General features: G+C 73.6%; 14 protein-coding genes. 6 read left to right on the forward strand and 8 right to left on the reverse strand.

Annotation, left to right across the window (positions count from 1 at the left end; all coding sequences use genetic code 11):
• Nucleotides 1-21: 21 nt before the first annotated feature.
• Nucleotides 22-1,461, reverse strand: a complete 1,440-nt coding sequence (locus H958_RS0103035; RefSeq protein WP_037409147.1) for a DHA2 family efflux MFS transporter permease subunit — start codon at nt 1,459-1,461, stop codon at nt 22-24.
• A gap of 77 nt (nt 1,462-1,538) precedes the next feature.
• A complete protein-coding gene (locus tag H958_RS34615; RefSeq protein WP_051323738.1) occupies nt 1,539-2,984 on the reverse strand; it encodes an MFS transporter in 1,446 nt (481 codons plus the stop codon).
• Nucleotides 2,985-2,998: 14 nt separating this feature from the next.
• On the opposite strand from H958_RS34615, the gene H958_RS0103045 reads away from it, so the two are divergent.
• The gene (locus H958_RS0103045) at nt 2,999-3,544 is read left to right on the forward strand and encodes a PadR family transcriptional regulator (protein ID WP_028057571.1); all 546 of its coding nucleotides are present in this window, start codon (nt 2,999-3,001) and stop codon (nt 3,542-3,544) included.
• Here the strand turns inward: H958_RS0103045 and H958_RS0103050 are convergent.
• Both H958_RS0103050 and H958_RS0103055 read right to left on the reverse strand, forming a co-directional pair.
• Nucleotides 3,492-4,361, reverse strand: coding sequence for a DMT family protein (locus H958_RS0103050; protein WP_037408867.1), 870 nt, complete (start codon nt 4,359-4,361; stop codon nt 3,492-3,494). The genes H958_RS0103045 and H958_RS0103050 overlap by 53 nt on opposite strands.
• A gap of 16 nt (nt 4,362-4,377) precedes the next feature.
• A complete protein-coding gene (locus H958_RS0103055) occupies nt 4,378-5,820 on the reverse strand; it encodes a calcium-binding protein (protein ID WP_028057573.1) in 1,443 nt (480 codons plus the stop codon).
• Between the two features lie 537 nt (nt 5,821-6,357).
• On the opposite strand from H958_RS0103055, the gene H958_RS0103060 reads away from it, so the two are divergent.
• A complete protein-coding gene (locus H958_RS0103060; protein WP_028057574.1) occupies nt 6,358-6,900 on the forward strand; it encodes a hypothetical protein in 543 nt (180 codons plus the stop codon).
• On the opposite strand, the gene H958_RS34620 is transcribed toward H958_RS0103060, so the two are convergent.
• Nucleotides 6,897-7,355, reverse strand: coding sequence for a DUF1707 SHOCT-like domain-containing protein (locus H958_RS34620; protein ID WP_051323739.1), 459 nt, complete (start codon nt 7,353-7,355; stop codon nt 6,897-6,899). The genes H958_RS0103060 and H958_RS34620 overlap by 4 nt on opposite strands.
• Nucleotides 7,356-7,516: 161 nt before the next feature.
• Here H958_RS34620 and H958_RS47280 point away from each other — a divergent pair, with 161 nt between their 5' ends.
• Nucleotides 7,517-10,948: an amidase family protein gene (locus H958_RS47280; RefSeq protein WP_196807175.1), complete on the forward strand. Its 3,432-nt coding sequence runs from the start codon at nt 7,517-7,519 to the stop codon at nt 10,946-10,948.
• On the opposite strand, the gene pdxA is transcribed toward H958_RS47280, so the two are convergent.
• Genes pdxA through H958_RS34635 form a run of 3 tightly spaced genes read right to left on the reverse strand, consistent with a single transcriptional unit; the run spans nt 10,923 to nt 14,303 of the window.
• Entirely contained in the window at nt 10,923-11,933 is a 1,011-nt protein-coding gene (pdxA, locus tag H958_RS0103080; protein WP_028057575.1) for a 4-hydroxythreonine-4-phosphate dehydrogenase PdxA, read from the reverse strand. The two genes, H958_RS47280 and pdxA, sit on opposite strands and share 26 nt — an antisense overlap.
• Before the next feature lies 1 nt (nt 11,934).
• Complete coding sequence (locus H958_RS0103085) at nt 11,935-12,954, reverse strand: four-carbon acid sugar kinase family protein (RefSeq protein ID WP_028057576.1); 1,020 nt, start codon at nt 12,952-12,954, stop codon at nt 11,935-11,937.
• Nucleotides 12,951-14,303 (reverse strand): MFS transporter, encoded by a 1,353-nt coding sequence (locus tag H958_RS34635; protein WP_081685540.1) that lies wholly within the window; start codon nt 14,301-14,303, stop codon nt 12,951-12,953. Before H958_RS34635 ends, H958_RS0103085 begins: the two co-directional genes overlap by 4 nt.
• Before the next feature lie 45 nt (nt 14,304-14,348).
• Here H958_RS34635 and H958_RS34640 point away from each other — a divergent pair, with 45 nt between their 5' ends.
• Genes H958_RS34640 through H958_RS0103105 form a run of 3 tightly spaced genes read left to right on the forward strand, consistent with a single transcriptional unit; the run spans nt 14,349 to nt 16,844 of the window.
• Nucleotides 14,349-15,620, forward strand: coding sequence for a mandelate racemase/muconate lactonizing enzyme family protein (locus H958_RS34640; protein WP_037408868.1), 1,272 nt, complete (start codon nt 14,349-14,351; stop codon nt 15,618-15,620).
• Nucleotides 15,620-16,564 carry an NADPH:quinone reductase gene (locus H958_RS0103100; protein ID WP_028057577.1) on the forward strand — a complete coding sequence of 315 codons (945 nt, stop codon included), beginning with the start codon at nt 15,620-15,622 and terminating at the stop codon, nt 16,562-16,564. Before H958_RS34640 ends, H958_RS0103100 begins: the two co-directional genes overlap by 1 nt.
• A gap of 22 nt (nt 16,565-16,586) precedes the next feature.
• Nucleotides 16,587-16,844, forward strand: a complete 258-nt coding sequence (locus H958_RS0103105) for a hypothetical protein (RefSeq protein WP_028057578.1) — start codon at nt 16,587-16,589, stop codon at nt 16,842-16,844.
• Nucleotides 16,845-16,847 lie beyond the last annotated feature (3 nt).

The raw sequence follows: 16,847 nt of genomic DNA on the forward strand, positions 1-16,847 counted from the left end.
GGCGCGGTGGCCGGCGGCAGATCAGGCGTGCGTCAGGACGGGCTCGCCGGCGCCGTGCGGCGCCTCGGCGGCCTTGGGCTGCCGCAGCACCGTCAGCGCGACGCCGATCGCGGCGACGGTGAGCGCGGCGGCGACGTAGAACGCGAGGTGGTAGCCGCCGGTGAGCGACGCCGGCGTGGGGTGCGAGCCGGCGCGAGACGAGGAGAGCGTCGCCAGCACCGCCAGGCCGAGCGCCCCGCCGACCTGCGCCGTCGTGTTGATCAGGCCGGACGTCAGGCCCGCATCCTCGGGCGTCGCGGCCGACATCGCGAGGCCCATCAGCGCCGGGAAGCAGAGGCCGGCGCCCGTGCCGAGCAGGACCATCACCGGCAGCACGTGCGTCGCGTAGCTGCCGTCGACCGGCGCCTGCGCGAACAGGACCAGCGCCGCCGCGATCAGGACGAGGCCCGGGAGGAGCGTGTTGCGCGCGCCGAAGCGCGTGATCAGCGGCTCGCTGTAGCGGACCGACAGCGTGCCCATGATCAACGTCACCGGCAGGAACGCGAGCCCGGTCTCGAGCGCGTCGTAGCCGAGGATGCGCTGCACGTAGAGGGCGCCGAGGAAGAACGTGCCGAACATCCCGGCGACGGACAGGACCTGCACCAGGTTGGCGCCCGTGACATTGCGCGAGCGGAAGACGCGCAGCGGCATGAGCGGGTTGGCCGCCGTCGCCTCGCGGACGACGAAGGCGGTCAGCAGTGCCAGGGCGATCGCGCCGAGCGACAGCGTCCCGGCGTCGCCCCAGCCGTTCTCGGCGGCCGGCTTGACGATCGTGTAGACGGCCAGCATCAGCGCGCTCGTGACGAGCGCCGCGCCCGGGAGGTCTGCGCCGCGGGAGAGGCCGATGCCCTTGTCGTGGTCGATCAGCCGCGAGGCCAGGATCGCGGTGGCGATCCCGATCGGGACGTTGATGAAGAAGATCCAGTGCCAGTTGATGGCCTGCGTGAGCACGCCGCCGGCGAGCAGGCCGACCGCGCCGCCGGCCGAGGCGACGAACGCGTAGACGCCGATCGCCTTCGCCATCTCGCGCGGCTCGGGGAACATCGTCACGATCATCCCGAGGATCACGGCCGAGGTCAGCGCGCCGCCGGCGCCCTGGAGGAAGCGCGCCGCCACGAGCATCTCCTGGCTCTGCGACGCGCCGCACAGCAGCGATGCAGCGACGAAGACCCCGAGGCCGGCGAGGAAGACGCGCTTGCGGGAGATCAGGTCGCCGAGCCGGCCGGCGAGCAGCAGCAGGCCGCCGAACGCGATCATGTACGCGTTCACGACCCACGCGAGGCTGGAGGACGAGAAGCCGAGGTCGTCCTGGATCGACGGCAGCGCCACGTTCGTGACGGTCGCGTCGAGCACGATCATCAGCATTCCGGCGCACAGCACGTAGAGGGCGAGCCGGCGCTGCCCTTGCTCGTTCGCGGTCATCTCGATCCTCCGGTTCGTCATTTGCCTGTTGAGACCAGACCGGGGCCTGGAACTCATCGCTCATGACCAGGTCGGAGTCAGCCGGCGGGACTCGACATCGCCGGTTGCGGCAGCCGTCCCGCGCCGCGCGGGAGCGACGCCAGCGCCAGCGCAGCGATCAGCGCACCCGCCAGCGCGACCGCCAGCACGCCCGTCCCGGTGGCGACCGCGGCTGACGCTCCCGCGTGCTCGCGCGCGCGGTAGATCGTCTCTGCCGCCGCCAGCGCGATCGCGCCGCCGATCTGGCGCCCGAGCAGCAGCGTGCCCATCGCCGCGCCGATGTCGGCGGGGGCGATGGAGCGCTGGAGCGCGATCTGCAGTCCTGAGAGCGTCGGCCCGATGCCGACGCCGAGCAGGCCCATGAACGCGAGCGACTGCCAGTCCGGCGTCGAGCCGTCGAAGGTCGCGAACCCGAGCGCGCCGAGCGCCGCCAGCGCGTAGCCCCACAGCACCGTCCCGCGGAACGCGAGCCGGCGCACGATGATCGCCGCCGCGACGTTGACCGCGACGAGCAGCCCGAGCATCAGCGGGTAGATCAGCAGCCCGGAGTGCGTCGCGCTGACGTCGCGCACCGTCTGGAAGTAGCGCGGCAGCAGCAGCACGCCCGCGAACAGGCCGAACATCGCCGTCGCGCCCGACAGCAGGATCGCGCCGGTGCGCCGGTCGGTCAGCAGCCGCAGCGGCACGATCGGCGCGGCCGCCCGCCGCTCGATCGCGACGAACGCCGCCAGCAGCGCGAGGCCGGCGGCGATCAGGCCGCCGACGCGCGGCTCCGTCCAGGCGGGGAGCATCCCGGACGCGTCGGCGCGCGTGCGCTCGTTGAGTCCCACCAGCAGGAGTCCGACGGCCGCCGTCAGCGATATGATCCCGGCGACGTCGAGTGGGGTGGACCGCGCCTCGCTGCGTCCGATCCAGCCCGGCAGCACGCGCGCGACGACGGCCATCGCGGCGACGCCGACAGGCAGGTTGACCGCGAAGACCGAGCGCCAGCCGACCTGGTCGGCGAGGAACCCGCCGATCAGCGGCCCGGCGATGAAGCTCACGCCCATCAAGGCCGCCAGCGCGCCCTGCAGCGCCGCGTTGCGGCGCCCGCCGAAGAAGTCGGCGACGAGGATGAAGCTCAGCCCCTCGAGTGCGCCCGCGCCGAGTCCCTGCAATCCGCGGAACGCGATCAGCTGCGTCATGTCCTGCGCCGTCGCGGCCAGCGCGGAGCCGGTCAGGAAGAGCGCCATGCCGGTCAGCAGCAGCGCCTTGCGCCCGTAGCGGTCCGACAGCCGCGCGTAGATCGGCAGGGTGACGGTCGCCGGCACGAGATACGCGGTGATCGCCCACACGTACAGCGACGAGCCGCCGAGCTCGCGCACGATCGTCGGCAGCGCGGTCCCGACGATCGTCTGGTCGAGCATCGCGAGGAGCAGACCCGACATGACGGCGGCCAGCAGCAGCCGCTGGCGGGCAGGGGAGAACTGGTCGGCGACTGGCATATGTCGAGACTGACATGTCAATTCCGACATGTCAAACTTGGGACATCTCGCTCCGCCACTCGATCCTCGGACTGCTCGCCCTGGCGCCGTCCAACGGCTACGAGCTCACGCGGCGCTTCGACGACTCGCTCGGCCACGCCTGGCATGCCGGGCACAGCCAGATCTATCCCGAGCTGGCCAAGCTCGAGCAGGCCGGGATGGTCGAGGTGGTCGGCGAGGGCGCGCGCGGGAGCCGCACGTTCGCGGTCACCGACGCGGGTCGCGCCGAGGTCCGGCGCTGGATGGCCGAGGAGGAGCCCGGCCGCGGCCAGCGCAGCGAGACCGCCGTGCGCTGGTTCCTCGCGTTCCTGCTCGAGCCGGCCGAGCGGCGCGCGTTCTTCGAAGGCGAGCTCGCCTATCTCGAGGCGCACGACGCGAGCATGCGCGCGCTGCGCGAGGAGCTCGAGGCGTCGGGCCGGCGCGGCGGCTTCCGCCCGGTGCTGGAGATGGGGCTTCGCGTCAACGATGTCATGCGCGAGTGGCTGCGGGAGCAGATCCAGGCCGCATCGGCGGCGGAGTGAGCGCGGCGGCGGCGATCACGAGCGCGAACGCGGCGAGGCGCACGAGCAGCGCGCCGGCCTCGGTCGGCAGCGGCTCGCCGAACACCACGGGCCCGGCGGCGATCGTCAGCGCGTTGGCCGTCGCGCTCGTCAGCGCGATCACCGACACGACCGGCCCGAGCTGGAGCGAGCGGGCGGACACGAGCAGGCCGACGAGCGAGAGCGCGAGGATCACGAACGCGAACGGGTGGACGATCACGAGCACGCCGAGGTCGCCGGCCTTCCCGCTCACCGCCTTGATCGTCACGTCCGACCCCGCCCACATCAGTCCGGCGGCGACCGCCAGCGGCGGGCCGGTGCGCCCGCGGTAGGCGAGCGCGGCGCCGGCGATGGTGACGGCGCCGACCGCCGCCAGCAGGACCAGGTCGTCGTAGTCGGCGTGCGCGGAGTCGCCGGTCTTCTCGAGCGTGGCGGCCAGGAAGGCGAGGCCGGCGGCGGTGAGCGCGACGCCGATCCACTCGCGCCGCGTCACGGGCTGGTGGAACACGCGGCCGGCGACCATCGTGACGAGCACGAGGCCGCCGGCGATCACCGACTGCACGAGCGAGATCGGCGCGAGCGCGAGCGCGCCGACGTGGAAGCCCCACGACGTCGTCGCCACGACGCAGCCGATCGTGTAGACCGGCGAGCGGAACAGCGCGACCGTGCTGGCCCAGGGCCGCCGCCACTCCACGGCGGGGGCGGCGACGGCGCCGGCGTGCTTGAGGAAGAACCCCACGACGCTCATCAGTGAGGTGACGAGCGCGAGCAGCAGGCCGAGCTGGACCGAGAATGGCACGGCCGACAGTATGGGGTCAGCGCTCGAGCGTGACCTTCAGCGACCCGTCGAGGGCGCCGAAGCGCACGGTCACGAGCAGCTTGACGCTGCGCTTGCGGCGAAGCGACCTCTTCGCGGCCTTCGTGAAGCGCAGGACCACGGTGGCCGGACCGGCCTTCTTGACCTTTGAGGAGCCCGACGCGCCCTTGGCCGTGGCGGTCAGCTTGCCCGCGGACGGCACGGTCACCCGGAGCTTGAGGCCGTGGGCGAGGGCGCGTGCCAGCTTCACCTTGCTCGCCGAGACGGCGAGCGCCTTCGTCGCCCCGGGCGTCGTGTTGGGGCCGGGCGCCGGTGCGGCGCCGCGGGTGACGTGCTCGCAGTCGGGGGCGACGACGTCGACGGCGTCCGCGTAGACCGTGTCGTCGCCGAAGCCGCAGCTGACGCTGTCCTGCTCGCCGTCGCGCGCGTCGATCGTGTCGTTGCCGAACGGCAGCTTGCACCAGATCGGGCCGCAGTCGCCGCCGCGGCGGTCGCCCGCGATGCTGTCGCGGCCGGGGCCGCCGGTGATCGTGTCGTCGCCGAAGCCGGCGTCGATGTTGTCGTCGCCGGCGCCGCCGTCGATCGTGTCCGGGCCGTCGCTCGCGCGCAGCGTGTCGTTGCCGCCGCCGCCGCGGATCGTGCTGGGCGACGTGACCTGGACGACCTCGAGGTACTCGTCGGCGTCGGTGCCGACCAGCGTGCTCGGGCCGTAGGTCTGGACCTTCTCGACGTTGCGGACGTCGTCGCCCTCGCCGGGCAGGCCGTCGTCGGCGCCGGCGCCGAGCGTCACGTTGTAGGTGTTCGCCTCCGTGTAGCTGGAGCGGGTCCAGTCGATCCGGTCATAGCCGGGGCCACCGTCGATCACGTCGGGCGAGGGCTGGCGGTTGGCGTCGCCGCTGAGCACGTCGTCGCCGGCGCCGCCGTCGAGGCGGTCGGAGCCCGACCAGCCGTCGAGGTCGTCGTTGCCGTCGCCGCCGATCAGCGTGTCCGTCCCGGGGCCGCCCTGGAGCTTGTCGGCGCCCGGTCCGCCGTCGAGCGTCGTCGGCTGGCCGTCGAGCGAGGCGCGCAGGTCGTCGTTGCCGGCGCCGCCGGAGATCGCCATCGGGACATTGGGCAGGTCGGAGGAGATGTAGCCGTCGTCGTCGCCGTCTCCGAGGTCGACGCGCACGCCGGCCGCGGGCAGCGGACAGCTCACGAGGTCGACGCCGATCGCCGCGCACGTCGCCGGCGCCGTCACGGTCAGGTCGGGCTTGCCCTCGTAGACGCGCACCCGCGTCGTGTCGCTGGGATCGGACTGGATGCCGATGCGGTTGGTCTCGCCGGGGGCGGCGGTCACCACGAGCGCGCCATCGGCGCCGTAGGTGACGGTGCTCGCGTGGGCGGCGGGCACGGCGACGCCGGCCAGGCCGAGCGTCACCAGTGCGGTCAGGATCATCTTCATCCGCGGACCGTCGCCGCCGCCGGTTGCCCGCGGCTTGCTGCGACGTTGCCATCCGCTCGCCGCTGCGCGAGGGGGCGCTCGTCTCGCCGCCGGGCATGGGGTCCCCGGGCGACGGAGTACCACCCGGGGCTCGAGCGCGCGACGCTCGCGAACCTGGCGGTCTCCACGGCGTTGACGCAGCCGGGCGACCGGCGGGCATCTCAACCCCATGCGGCCGGCGCGCCGGGCGTGCGCGGCTCGAGGTCGTCGACGACGTCGACGCGCTGCGGGTGTTCCTGGAGCGCGAGCTGCGTGCCGTGTTCGCGTCCGTCACGCCCCTTCTCTCCCGGCGAACGTCAACTGCGCGGTAGTTCGAAGGAACGTCGCGCACCCCCTCGCACGCCGTGATCGTTTGGGCCGCCGTTGACGTCCGCCGGCGCCCTGCGACAGATCGCGGCTCGGCGCGGAGCGCGGGTGCACCGCCCCCCACCCCGTGGTGATCGACGCTCGCCGGCACCGGATTGCGATGGTGCCTCGGGGCTGCCGATCTTCCATGACATGCGGATCGCGTGGGGGCTGGGAGCCGTCGTGTTCGTCGCCGGCCTGGCGGCGATCCTGTTCGTGCGCGGCGGGACGGCGGACCTGGTCGAAGGCTCGTTCGCATCGCGTGGGGACGGGCGCTGGCGCGACGGCTCGGGCGCCGGCGGCGAGCCGGTGCGCACGCTGCTGCTCGCCTACCGGCCGGGCGAAGACGCGAGCCTCACGCTGTCGGTGCGCAACCGCGGAAAGCGGGCGGTGAAGCTCGTCGGCGCGGAGGTGCTCGGGCGCGGGCTGATGTTCGCGCCGCGCGCGGCTCGCTTCAAGCCGACGCCGGCCGAGCCGCACGCCGTGCGGCCCGGCGCCGCGGTCTCGCTGCCCGCGGGCAAGGAGGCCGCCGTCGAGCTGACGGGGCGCTTCACCGGCTGCGGGGACTACGAGCGCGGCGCGGAGACGTCGGACCGCACGCTGACGGTCGCGTACGAGTCAGGCGGCGAGATGCGGACCGTGGACGTGCCGCTGCGCGACGAGATCCGCGTGATCTCGCCCGACCCCTGCGCCTAGTAGCGCGGGGACCAGTGCCGCGAGTGCGGGGCGCGCCGGCGGCGCACGGCCTGCGACACCAGCAGCCCGAGCAGGATGAACGGGCCGAACGCGAAGCCGAGCACGAACACGGCGACCATGATCGCCATCACCAGCGCCATCGCGACCGCGACGCCGCCGGCCAGCAGCGTCGGCACGGTCAGCAGGGCGAGCAGCGCGAGGCCGAGCATCAGCACGACCGGAGGGTGCTGGCGGCGCGCCGGGCGCTGCGGCGCGACCCGTGCGGCCGGCACCCGGCGGTGCGGCAGGTCCTCGATCAGGTCCTCGAGCTCACCCGCCGTCTTCGCGCGGTAGGCGCCGCCGATGCGATCTTCGAGCTCCTCGTGATCCAGCCGACCCTCGAGCGCCTGCTCACGCAGGAACGCGGCGACACGCTCGCGCTCGTCGTCGGATACGCGCATCCGGCGGGGATCCATGGTCCAAGTGTGCGGTGATCCGCGCTCGATTGCAAGGCGGGATCGGGTTAGCCCCACCTCCGCGGAGTGCGGAGGGATCTGCACGCCGAAGTGGTTGACAGCGGAGTGGCCGGACCGGTTCAGTCCTCCTGCCCGGAATCAACGGATGGGAGGGGTCCGTCGTGAAACTGCTCTGTGGGCTCGCGTGCGCCGTCGCGTGCATGCTCGCCGCCGCGCCTGCCCGCGCCGCCGGTCAGGCGCTCGATCTCGAGCGCCTGACCGTCGCCGACGCGCAGGCGCAGATGGCCGCCGGCGAGCTGACGAGCGTTCAGCTCACGCGCGCGTACATCGACCGCATCGCCGCGGTCAACTCACGCGGCGTCGGGCTCAACGCCGTGCGGATGATCAATCCCGCCGCGCTCCAGGAGGCCGCGCAGCTCGACCTCGAGCGCGCCACCGGCCACGTGCGCGGCCCGCTGCACGGCGTGCCCGTGCTCGTCAAGGACAACCTCGACGCCGCGGGGATCCCGACCACGGCCGGCTCGGTCGCGCTCGAGCACTCGGTCCCCGACCGCGACAGCACGGTCGTCGCGAAGCTGCGCGCCGCCGGCGCCGTCATCCTCGGCAAGACCAACCTGACCGAGTTCGCGAACTTCATGTCGTCCTCGGGCATGCCGAGCGGCTACTCCTCGCTCGGCGGCCAGGTCCTCAACCCGTACGACATCGACGCGACGCCCAGCGGCTCCTCGAGCGGGTCGGGCGCCGCCGCCGCTGCCGGCCTCGCGATGGTCACCATCGGGACCGAGACGTCGGGTTCGATCGTCAGCCCGTCCGCCGCTCAGGGCGACGTCGGGCTGCGGCCCACGATCGGCCTCGTCAGCCGCACCGGCATCGTGCCGATCTCGGCGACGCAGGACACCGCCGGCCCGATCACCCGCACGGTCGCGGACGCTGCTGCCGAGCTGCAGGCGATCGCCGGCAAGGACCCCGAAGACGCTGCCACGGCCGGCGCGCCGCCGGTGCCGGACTACCTCGCCGGGCTGACGACGACGGCGCTCCAGGGCAAGCGCATCGGCGTCATCGCCAACGCCAATGCGCAGTACCAGGCGGCGATCCAGGCCGTCCAGGCGCTCGGCGCGACCACGGTGACGGTCGCCGCGCCGGCCGCGCCTGCGGCGCCCGACATCCTCACGCCTGAGTTCAAGCGCGATCTCAACGCCTACCTCGCGCGCCTGCCCGCGAGCGCGCCGATGAAGTCGCTCGCCGACATCATCGCCTACAACGCCGCGCACGCCGGCGAGGCGCTCAAGTTCGGCCAGGGCCAGCTCACCGCCAGCCAGGCGACCGACCTCACCGACCCGGCCCAGCAGGCGCAGTACCAGCTCGACCGCGACGCCAGCCGCAATCCCGCGCGGGCTGCGATCGACGCGACGCTCACGTCGAACGGCCTCGACGCGATCATGACGCCGTCAGGCACGCTGACCGGGCTCGGCGCCCGCGCCGGCTACCCGCAGCTCGTCGTCCCGGCGGGCTACAGCGCGACCAATCGCACGCCCGTCGGCATCGCCTTCAACGGCACGGCCTACAGCGAGGCGAAGCTGCTCGCGTTCGGCTACGCGTACGAGCAGGCGACGAAGCTGCGCCGGCCCGTCTCCTTCATCAACCCCGCGGTCTGGCGCTGCATCCCCGGCGGCGCGTTCGGCCCGCGCTCGTGCGGTCCCGGCCGGGAGCTGCTCGACACGCTCGGGGCCGTCCCCGACCTTCCGTTCTCGCTCGAGACCGCGACGGTCGCCGACCTGCAGGCGCGCATGGCCGCCGGCAGCCTGAGCGCGGTGCAGCTTGCGAAGGCCTACCTGAAGCGGATCGCGCTCACCAACCGCGAGGGCCCGTCGCTGAACGCCGTCCGGTCGCTCAACCCCAAGGCGCTGCAGGAGGCCGCAGCGCTCGACGCCGAGCGCGCGGCGGGCCACGTCCGCGGCCCGCTGCACGGCATCCCCGTGATCGTCAAGGACAACCTCGACGCCGCGGGGCTCCCGACCACGGCGGGCAGCGTCGCGCTCGAGGACTCGATCCCCGACCGCGACTCGCCCGTGGTCGCCCGGCTGCGCGCCGCGGGCGCCGTGCTGCTCGGCAAGGCGAACCTGAGCGAGTTCGCCAACTTCCTCACGAACGGCATGCCGAGCGGCTACTCGTCGCTCGGCGGCCAGGTCCTCAACCCGACCGACGCCGACACCACGCCGAGCGGCTCGTCGTCCGGCTCCGGCGCGATCGCGGCGTCGGGCCTGGCGGCGATCACGATCGGCACCGAGACCTCGGGCTCGATCACGAGCCCGGCGGCGGCGCAGGGCATCGTCGGGCTGCGGCCGACGATCGGCCTCGTCAGCCGGACCGGCATCGTGCCGATCTCCGCTACGCAGGACACCGCCGGGCCGATGACCCGCACCGTGGCCGACGCGGCGGCAGAGCTGGCCGCGATCGCCGGCAAGGACCCGGAGGATCCGGAGACGGCGGGGCAGCCGCCGGTCCCCGACTACCTCGCCGCGCTCTCGGCCGACGCGCTGCGCGGCCGGCGCATCGGCGTCATCAGCAGCTCCAACGCGCAGTACCAGGCGGCCGTCCAGGCGATCCAGTCGCTCGGCGCCACGACCGTGACGGTGAGCACCCCGTCGAGCAGCGCGCCCGACATCCTCACGCCGGAGTTCAAGCGTGACCTGAACGCGTACCTCGGGAGGCTCCCCGCGAGCGCACCGATGAAGTCGCTCGCCGACATCATCGCCTACAACGACGCGCACGCGCAGGAGGCGCTCAAGTACGGCGAGACACAGCTGCTCGCCAGCCAGGCGACCGACCTGACCGACCCCGCGCAGCTCGCGACCTACACGGCCAATCGCGCCGCGTCGCGCGGCAACGCCCGCACGGCGATCGACAACGTGCTGGCGCAGAACGACGTCGAGGCGATCATGACGCCCGCGGCGACCCTGACGGCGATCGGCGCCCGCGCCGGCTACCCGCAGCTCGTCGTCCCGGCCGGCTACAGCGCGACGACGCGCAACCCCGTGGGGATCGCATTCAACGGCACGGCCTACAGCGAGGCCAAGCTGCTCGCGTTCGGCTACGCGTACGAGCAGGCGACGAAGCTGCGCCGCCCGCCGAGCGAGACGAACCCGAGCCTGTGGCGCTGCGTGCCGGGCAACGCGTACGTCGTCGCGCGCGGGGCCTGCGCGCCCGGCGAGCCGGCCAACGCGGACGTCGTCGCCGCGCCGGTCGGCGGCACGGTCCCCGCGACGCTCTCGCTCTCGCTCGGCGCGCCGGCGAGCTTCGGCGCGTTCGCGCCCGGCCGCGACGCGGAGTACACGGCCGCCACGACCGCGACCGTCATCTCCACCGCGGGCGACGCGGCGCTCGGCGTCTCCGACCCCGGCCACCTCGCCAACGGCCCGTTCTCGCTGCCCGACCCGCTGCGCGTCGAGCTGTCGAAGACGGCGTGGACCGCGCCGGTCTCCAACGATCACGTCGCGATCACGTTCCGCCAGCACATCGGCGCGACCGACGCGCTGCGAACCGGGAGCTACGCGAGGACGGTGACGTTCACGCTGTCGACCTCGAGGCCCTGAGCGCGGCGAGCTCGGCTCCCACGCGCAACGCGTTCACCTGGCCGCGGGCGTCCGCCGTCCACGTCCCGGCCAGGTCGAACGCGGTGCCGTGGTCGACCGAGGTGCGGATCACCGGCAGCCCCAGCGTCGCGCTGACCGTCCCGAAGAAGTCGAGCGTCTTGGACGCGATGTGCCCCTGGTCGTGGAACAGCGAGATGACGCCGTCGGAGCGGCCCTCGTGGCCCTGGTGGAAGACCGCGTCGGCGGGCACCGGGCCGGACACGCGGATGCCGTCCGCGCGCGCCTGCTCGACCGCCGGGCGCAGCACCTCGATCTCCTCGTCGCCCATCATCCCGCCCTCGCCCGCGTGCGGGTTCAGCGCGGCGAGCGCGACGTGCGGATCCTCGACGCCGAGCTCGCGCAGCAGCCCGTCGACGCGCACGATCCCGTCGTGCACGCGCTCGACGGTCAGCGCGTCGATCGCGTCGCGCAGCGACAGGTGGCGGGTGAGGAAGAAGATCCGCAGCTTGCCGACGACGAACATCGTGAAGACGCCGCCGGGGTCGGCGCCGAGCAGGTCGGCGAGCAGCTCCGTGTGACCCGGGAACCGCATTCCCCCCGCGCGCGCCGCCTCCTTGTTGATCGGCCCGGTGACGATGCCGTCGACCGCGCCCTCGCGCGCCAGCGCGCACGCTCGCTCGATCCAGTCCAGCGCGGCGCGCCCGTGCGCGGCGTCGATCTCGCCGAAGCGCGCCTCGGCCAGGTCGCCGGCGTCGATCAGGTCGATCGTGCCGCGCTCGCCGCGCGCGCCGGCGGGCGCGTCCACCACCCGCACCGCGAGCTCCAGCTGCGCACCATCGATCACCTGCTCGAGCACGCCGCGCGAGCCGATCGCAACCGGCTTGAGCAGGTCGTAGGCGGAGCCCTCGGCGAGCGCCTTGGCCATGATCTCGGGGCCGATCCCGGCGGGATCGCCGAGCGTCAGCGCGAGCGTGGGGCGGTCCATTTCAGGTCTCCTTCCAGAGGTCGTCCACCAGCGCGGCGAGCGTACCGTCGGTACCGATCAGGCCGCCCTTGGTGATGACGGACAGGCCCGACCAGGGACCGCCTGCGACGGTACCGCGCGCGCACAGCGGCACCACCTCGCCGGCGACCGCGAGCCGCGGTGCGTCCAGCGCGTCGACCAGGCGCGAGGCCATGTGGCCGCCGCTGGCGACGATCCCGCGGCAGCGCTCGCCGCGCGCGTGGGCCGCCTCGAGCAGCGCGGCCGCCTCGTCGGCGGCGCGGTCGGCCAGGGCGGGATCGCGGCGCCGGTCGTCGGGCGTCGAGCCGAGGATCGTCTGCACGACGCGCGTGCGCGCGTCGCCGCGCTCGTTCAGCCGCGCCAGCTGGCGGTGGTTGAGCTCGGTGTTGGACCCGAGCACGACGAGCACGAACTCCCCGCGCGAGCGCGGGTGGTACTTCAGCCAACCGCCGGGCGAGGCCGTCACGACGCCGAGCCCGTCGACCGCCTGGGCCGTCGCGCGCAGGTCGTCCTCGCTCTCGCCGTCGACCACCAGGCGCGTGGCGCCCGCGTCGAGGCGCGCGCGAAGCGCCTCGGGCCGCACGACCTCCGCGGCCGCGCCGAACAGGCGCTCCGCCACGTCCACGCCGGCCTGCACGCCGCCGGTGCACACGCGCCCCGCCGCCGGGAACGCCGGTACGGCGACGACGGGCGCGTCGCGCAGGTCAGCGCCCTCCAGCAGGCCGGACAGCTCCTCGGCGGGCGCGCCGCGCAGCGTCGAGTCGATCCGCTGCTCGAAGCGCGCGCAGCCGAGCTCGCGCAGCCGGGCCGCCCAGGTCGCGGCGGTGCGGCGCGGGCCGAGCGGCGAATCGCGGGTGCGCATGTCCACCACCGCCGCGCGCGGCGGCTCGCGCAGGTCGCCGGGGCGCCAGACGACGACGGGATCGAGGCCGCCCGCCTTCAGGCGGGCGGCCGAGCCGAGCGCGCCGGTGAGGTCGTCGGCCAGGACCCCGATCGCGGTCACCTGACGAGCTGCGCGTCCCTCGCCGTCTCGGTGCGCGTGAAGCGGCCGGTGCGCTCGCGCGGGGCGTGCTCCGCCGCCGGGTCGTGCGCGACGCGCGTCGCGACGACCGAGCCGATCGCCAGGATCGCGGCGAGCGTGAGCAGGCCGCCGTCGGTCGACCCGGTGGCGTCCTTGACGAGGCCGACCAGGTACGGGCCGCCGAACCCGCCGAGGTTGCCGATCGAGTTGATCATCGCGATGCCCGCGGCCGCGGCGGTGCCGCCGAGCAGCGCCGCCGGCATCGTCCAGAAGACGCCGTGCACGCCGAGCAGGAAGAACAGCCCGACGGCGAGCGCGCCGACCGCCGCGACCGGCGACACGATCGTGCTGATCGCGAAGGCGGCCGCGGCGAGCGCGAGGCATGCCGCGACGTGGAGCTTGCGCTCGCCGGTGCGATCGGAGTGGCGCGGGATCACGACCATGCCGACGATCGCGATCGCGTACGGGATCGCCGTCACGAAGCCCTTGCCGACGTCGCTCAGCCCGTTGACCTTGTCGACGATCTCGCCGACCCAGAACGACAGGCCGTAGACGTTGATCACCATCGTGAAGTACAGGAGCGCGAACACGAGCAGGCGGCGGTCGCGCAGCACCTGGGTGAGCGGAGCGTGCTCGCGCGCATCGTCCTCGCCGTCGAGCCGCATGCGCAGCCAGTCACGCTCGTCCTGCTCGAGCCAGCCCGCCTGCTCCGGCCCGTCGGGCAGCTTCCAGAACACGAGGACGCCGCCGACGATCGCGGGGATCGCCTCCAGCACGAACAGCCACTGCCAGTCCTTGAGCCCGGCGACGCCGTCGAACACGGACATGATGCCGCCGGAGATCGGCGCGCCGATCGCGTAGGAGATTGCGATCGCCGACATGAACAGGCCGACCGCGCGGGCGCGCTCGCGCGCCGGGAACCAGTACGACAGGTACAGGATCATGCCGGGGAAGAAGCCGGCCTCGGCCATGCCGAGGAGGAACCGGACGACGTAGAAGCTCGCGGCGCTCGACACGAACATCGTGCAGGCCGAGATCAGCCCCCAGGTGATCATGATCCGCGCCATCCACTTCCGCGCGCCGAAGCGGTGGAGCGCAAGGTTGCTCGGCACCTCCAGCAGGAAGTAGCCGATGAAGAAGATGCCGGCGCCCAGGCCGTAGACGGCGCCGGAGAAGCCGAGGTCCGCCTCCAGCTTGTCCTGCGCGAACGTCACGTTCACGCGGTCGAGGTAGGCGACGATGTAGAGGACCAGCAGCGCCGGGATCAGCCTCGTGACCACCTTGCGCATGGTCCGCGTCTGCAGATCGGTTGTGAGCGTCTCTCCTCCCATGCCAAAAGGGTGCCCTCGAGGCGCCGTCTGAAACGATTGCCGGCGATGAGGATCACCGGTGTGCATACCGCCGTCGTCGAGGCGAACTACGACTGGACCTTCGTGCGGATCGACGCGGGCGAGGAGCTCTCCGGCCTCGGAGAATGCTTCACCGCGCCGGGCCTGACCGGCATCGTCCGCGACCTCGCGCCGCTGCTGATCGGCGAGGATCCGCGCGACGTCGACCGTCTGTGGAGCAAGCTGCGCTGGGGGGCGTCCGGCGCCGGCTCGCCCGGGGGCATCGTCTACAACGCGATCTCCGGCATCGAGGCCGCGCTGTGGGATCTCGTCGGCAAGGCCTACGGCGTGCCGATCCACCGCCTGCTCGGAGGTCGCTTCCGTGACAGCGTGCGTATCTATGCGGACTGCCACGCGGGCGAGGCGCTGCACTCGATGGACGCCACCATGGTGCCGCGCCCGGCGCGCTGGGCGCAGGAGCCGCCGGAGGCGATCGCCGCCGGCACGCTGCGCAACCCCGAGCACGGGCGCGCGTACGCGAAGGCGGCGCCGGACGAGTTCTTCACGGCCGAGATGTACGCGGCGCGGGCGCGCCAGGTCGTCGACGAGCTCGGCTTCAGCGCGCTGAAGTTCGACCTCGACGTGCCGACGCCGTACCAGCAGGACACGGCCTCGGGCACGCTCACCCGGGCGGAGATCGGGGCGATGGTGGAGCTCGCGGCGGCCGTGATCGAGGCGGTCGGCCCGGAGGTGGACGTCGCGTTCGACTGCCACTGGCGCTACCAGGTCGCCGACGCGCAGCGGCTCGCGCACGAGCTCGAGCCGCTCGGGCTGCTGTGGCTCGAGGACCCCGTCCCGCCGGAGAACGCGGCGGCGCTGCGCCGCGTGACGGAGTCGACCACGACGCCGATCGCGACCGGCGAGAACGGCTACCTGCGCCACGGCTTCCGCGAGGCGTTCGAGACCGGCGCGATCTCGATCGCCGCGCCGGACTTCCAGAAGACCGGCGGGCTGCTCGAGGCGCGCCGGATCGCCGACTTCGCCGACACGCACTACATCTCGCTCGCGCCGCACTGCATCGCGAGCCCGATCGGCACGGTCGCGTCCGCGCACGTCGCCGCGGCGATCCCCAACTTCCTCGCACTGGAGTGGCATGGCATGAGCGTCCCGTTCTGGGAGGACCTGGCGGTGGGCTTCGACGGGCCCGTGATCTCCGGCGGGCGCATCCAGGTGCCCGAGGCGCCGGGGCTCGGCGTGGAGCTCAACCTGGACGTGGCGCGCGAGTACGCGCGCGAGAACGAGCCCTTCTTCGACGAGTGATGCGCGCCGCGGTCTATCGCGCCGACGGCGTGCTCTCGGTCGAGGAGGTCGAGACCCCGTCCCCCGGCCCGGGCGAGGTGCGCGTGAAGGTGACGGTGTCGGGCGTGAACCCGACGGACTGGAAGTCGCGCGGCTCGGGCGCCGAGTTCCAGGTGCCCAACCAGGACGGCGCGGGCGTGATCGAGTCCGTCGGCGAGGGGGTAGATCCCGGCCGGGTCGGCGAGCGCGTGTGGCTCTACCTCGCGGCCTATCAGCGGCCGTGGGGGACGGCGGCGGAGTACACCGTCGTCCCGGCCGAGCAGGCGGTGCCGCTCACGGCGCCGGACGACCTCGGCGCGTCGCTGGGCGTCCCGGCGCTGACGGCGCACTTCTGCCTGCTCGCGGACGGCCCGGTCGAAGGGCGCACGGTGCTCGTCCCCGGCGGCGCCGGCGCGGTGGGCCACGCGGCGATCGAGCTCGGCAAGTGGGCCGGCGCACGGGTGATCAGCACGGTGTCCTCCGAGGAGAAGGCCGAGCTGGCGCGCTCGGCCGGCGCCGACGCGGTCGTCAACTACCACGATGACGACGCGGCCGAGCAGATCCGCGCGGCCGCGCCGGACGGCGTCGACCGCGTGGTGGAGGTGGCGCTCGACGCCAACCTCGCGCTCGACCTCGACGTGGTCGCGCCGCACGCGGTCATCACCAGCTACGCGGCCTCGCCCGACACGGAGGCGGTCGTGCCCGTGCGGCGGCTGATGGGGCCGGGGATCGTGCTGCGCTTCATGCTGCTCTACACGATCCCGCGGGACGCGCTTCGCGCCGCGGTGCAGGACGTCGGCCGGGCCGTGGATGTGGACGCGCTGACAACGTTGCCGGTGCACCGCTTCCCGTTGGATCGCGTCGCTGACGCGCACGACGCCGTCGAGGGCGGCGCGGTCGGGAAAGTCGTCATCGACATCCCCTGAACGGCTTTGTAGGGTCGGGGGCATGACGGAGCGGGAGCACGAGGAAGTCGCCGTCGCGCGGGAGCGGCGGCGCGAGCCGGAGCCGGCGCCGCCGGTGCGGGCAGGATCGCTCGAGTGGGCCTCGGCGGTCGGCAGCCAGGCGGTCGCGCGGCTGGCGCGCGAGCGGATGGTCGCGCGCGAGGCGGTCGAGGAGGAGGAGCCGGAGGCCGAAGGCGCGGAGGCGCCGCCCCAGGCCATCCTCGAGGAGGACGAGCTGCCCGAGGACGAGCTGTCCGAGTAGGGC

The sequence above is a fragment of the Candidatus Solirubrobacter pratensis genome (assembly GCF_000425945.1).
Taxonomy (GTDB): domain Bacteria; phylum Actinomycetota; class Thermoleophilia; order Solirubrobacterales; family Solirubrobacteraceae; genus Solirubrobacter; species Solirubrobacter pratensis.

Coding starts and splice junctions, on each gene's coding strand:
- pdxA (WP_028057575.1), bottom strand. CDS start 11,933: ATGGACCGCCCCACGCTCGCGCTGACGCTCGGCGATCCCGCCGGGATC.
- H958_RS0103035 (WP_037409147.1), bottom strand. CDS start 1,461: ATGACCGCGAACGAGCAAGGGCAGCGCCGGCTCGCCCTCTACGTGCTG.
- H958_RS0103055 (WP_028057573.1), bottom strand. CDS start 5,820: ATGAAGATGATCCTGACCGCACTGGTGACGCTCGGCCTGGCCGGCGTC.
- H958_RS0103045 (WP_028057571.1), top strand. CDS start 2,999: ATGTCAATTCCGACATGTCAAACTTGGGACATCTCGCTCCGCCACTCG.
- H958_RS0103105 (WP_028057578.1), top strand. CDS start 16,587: ATGACGGAGCGGGAGCACGAGGAAGTCGCCGTCGCGCGGGAGCGGCGG.
- H958_RS34635 (WP_081685540.1), bottom strand. CDS start 14,303: ATGGGAGGAGAGACGCTCACAACCGATCTGCAGACGCGGACCATGCGC.
- H958_RS34615 (WP_051323738.1), bottom strand. CDS start 2,984: ATGCCAGTCGCCGACCAGTTCTCCCCTGCCCGCCAGCGGCTGCTGCTG.
- H958_RS0103100 (WP_028057577.1), top strand. CDS start 15,620: ATGCGCGCCGCGGTCTATCGCGCCGACGGCGTGCTCTCGGTCGAGGAG.
- H958_RS0103060 (WP_028057574.1), top strand. CDS start 6,358: ATGCGGATCGCGTGGGGGCTGGGAGCCGTCGTGTTCGTCGCCGGCCTG.
- H958_RS34640 (WP_037408868.1), top strand. CDS start 14,349: ATGAGGATCACCGGTGTGCATACCGCCGTCGTCGAGGCGAACTACGAC.
- H958_RS34620 (WP_051323739.1), bottom strand. CDS start 7,355: ATGGATCCCCGCCGGATGCGCGTATCCGACGACGAGCGCGAGCGTGTC.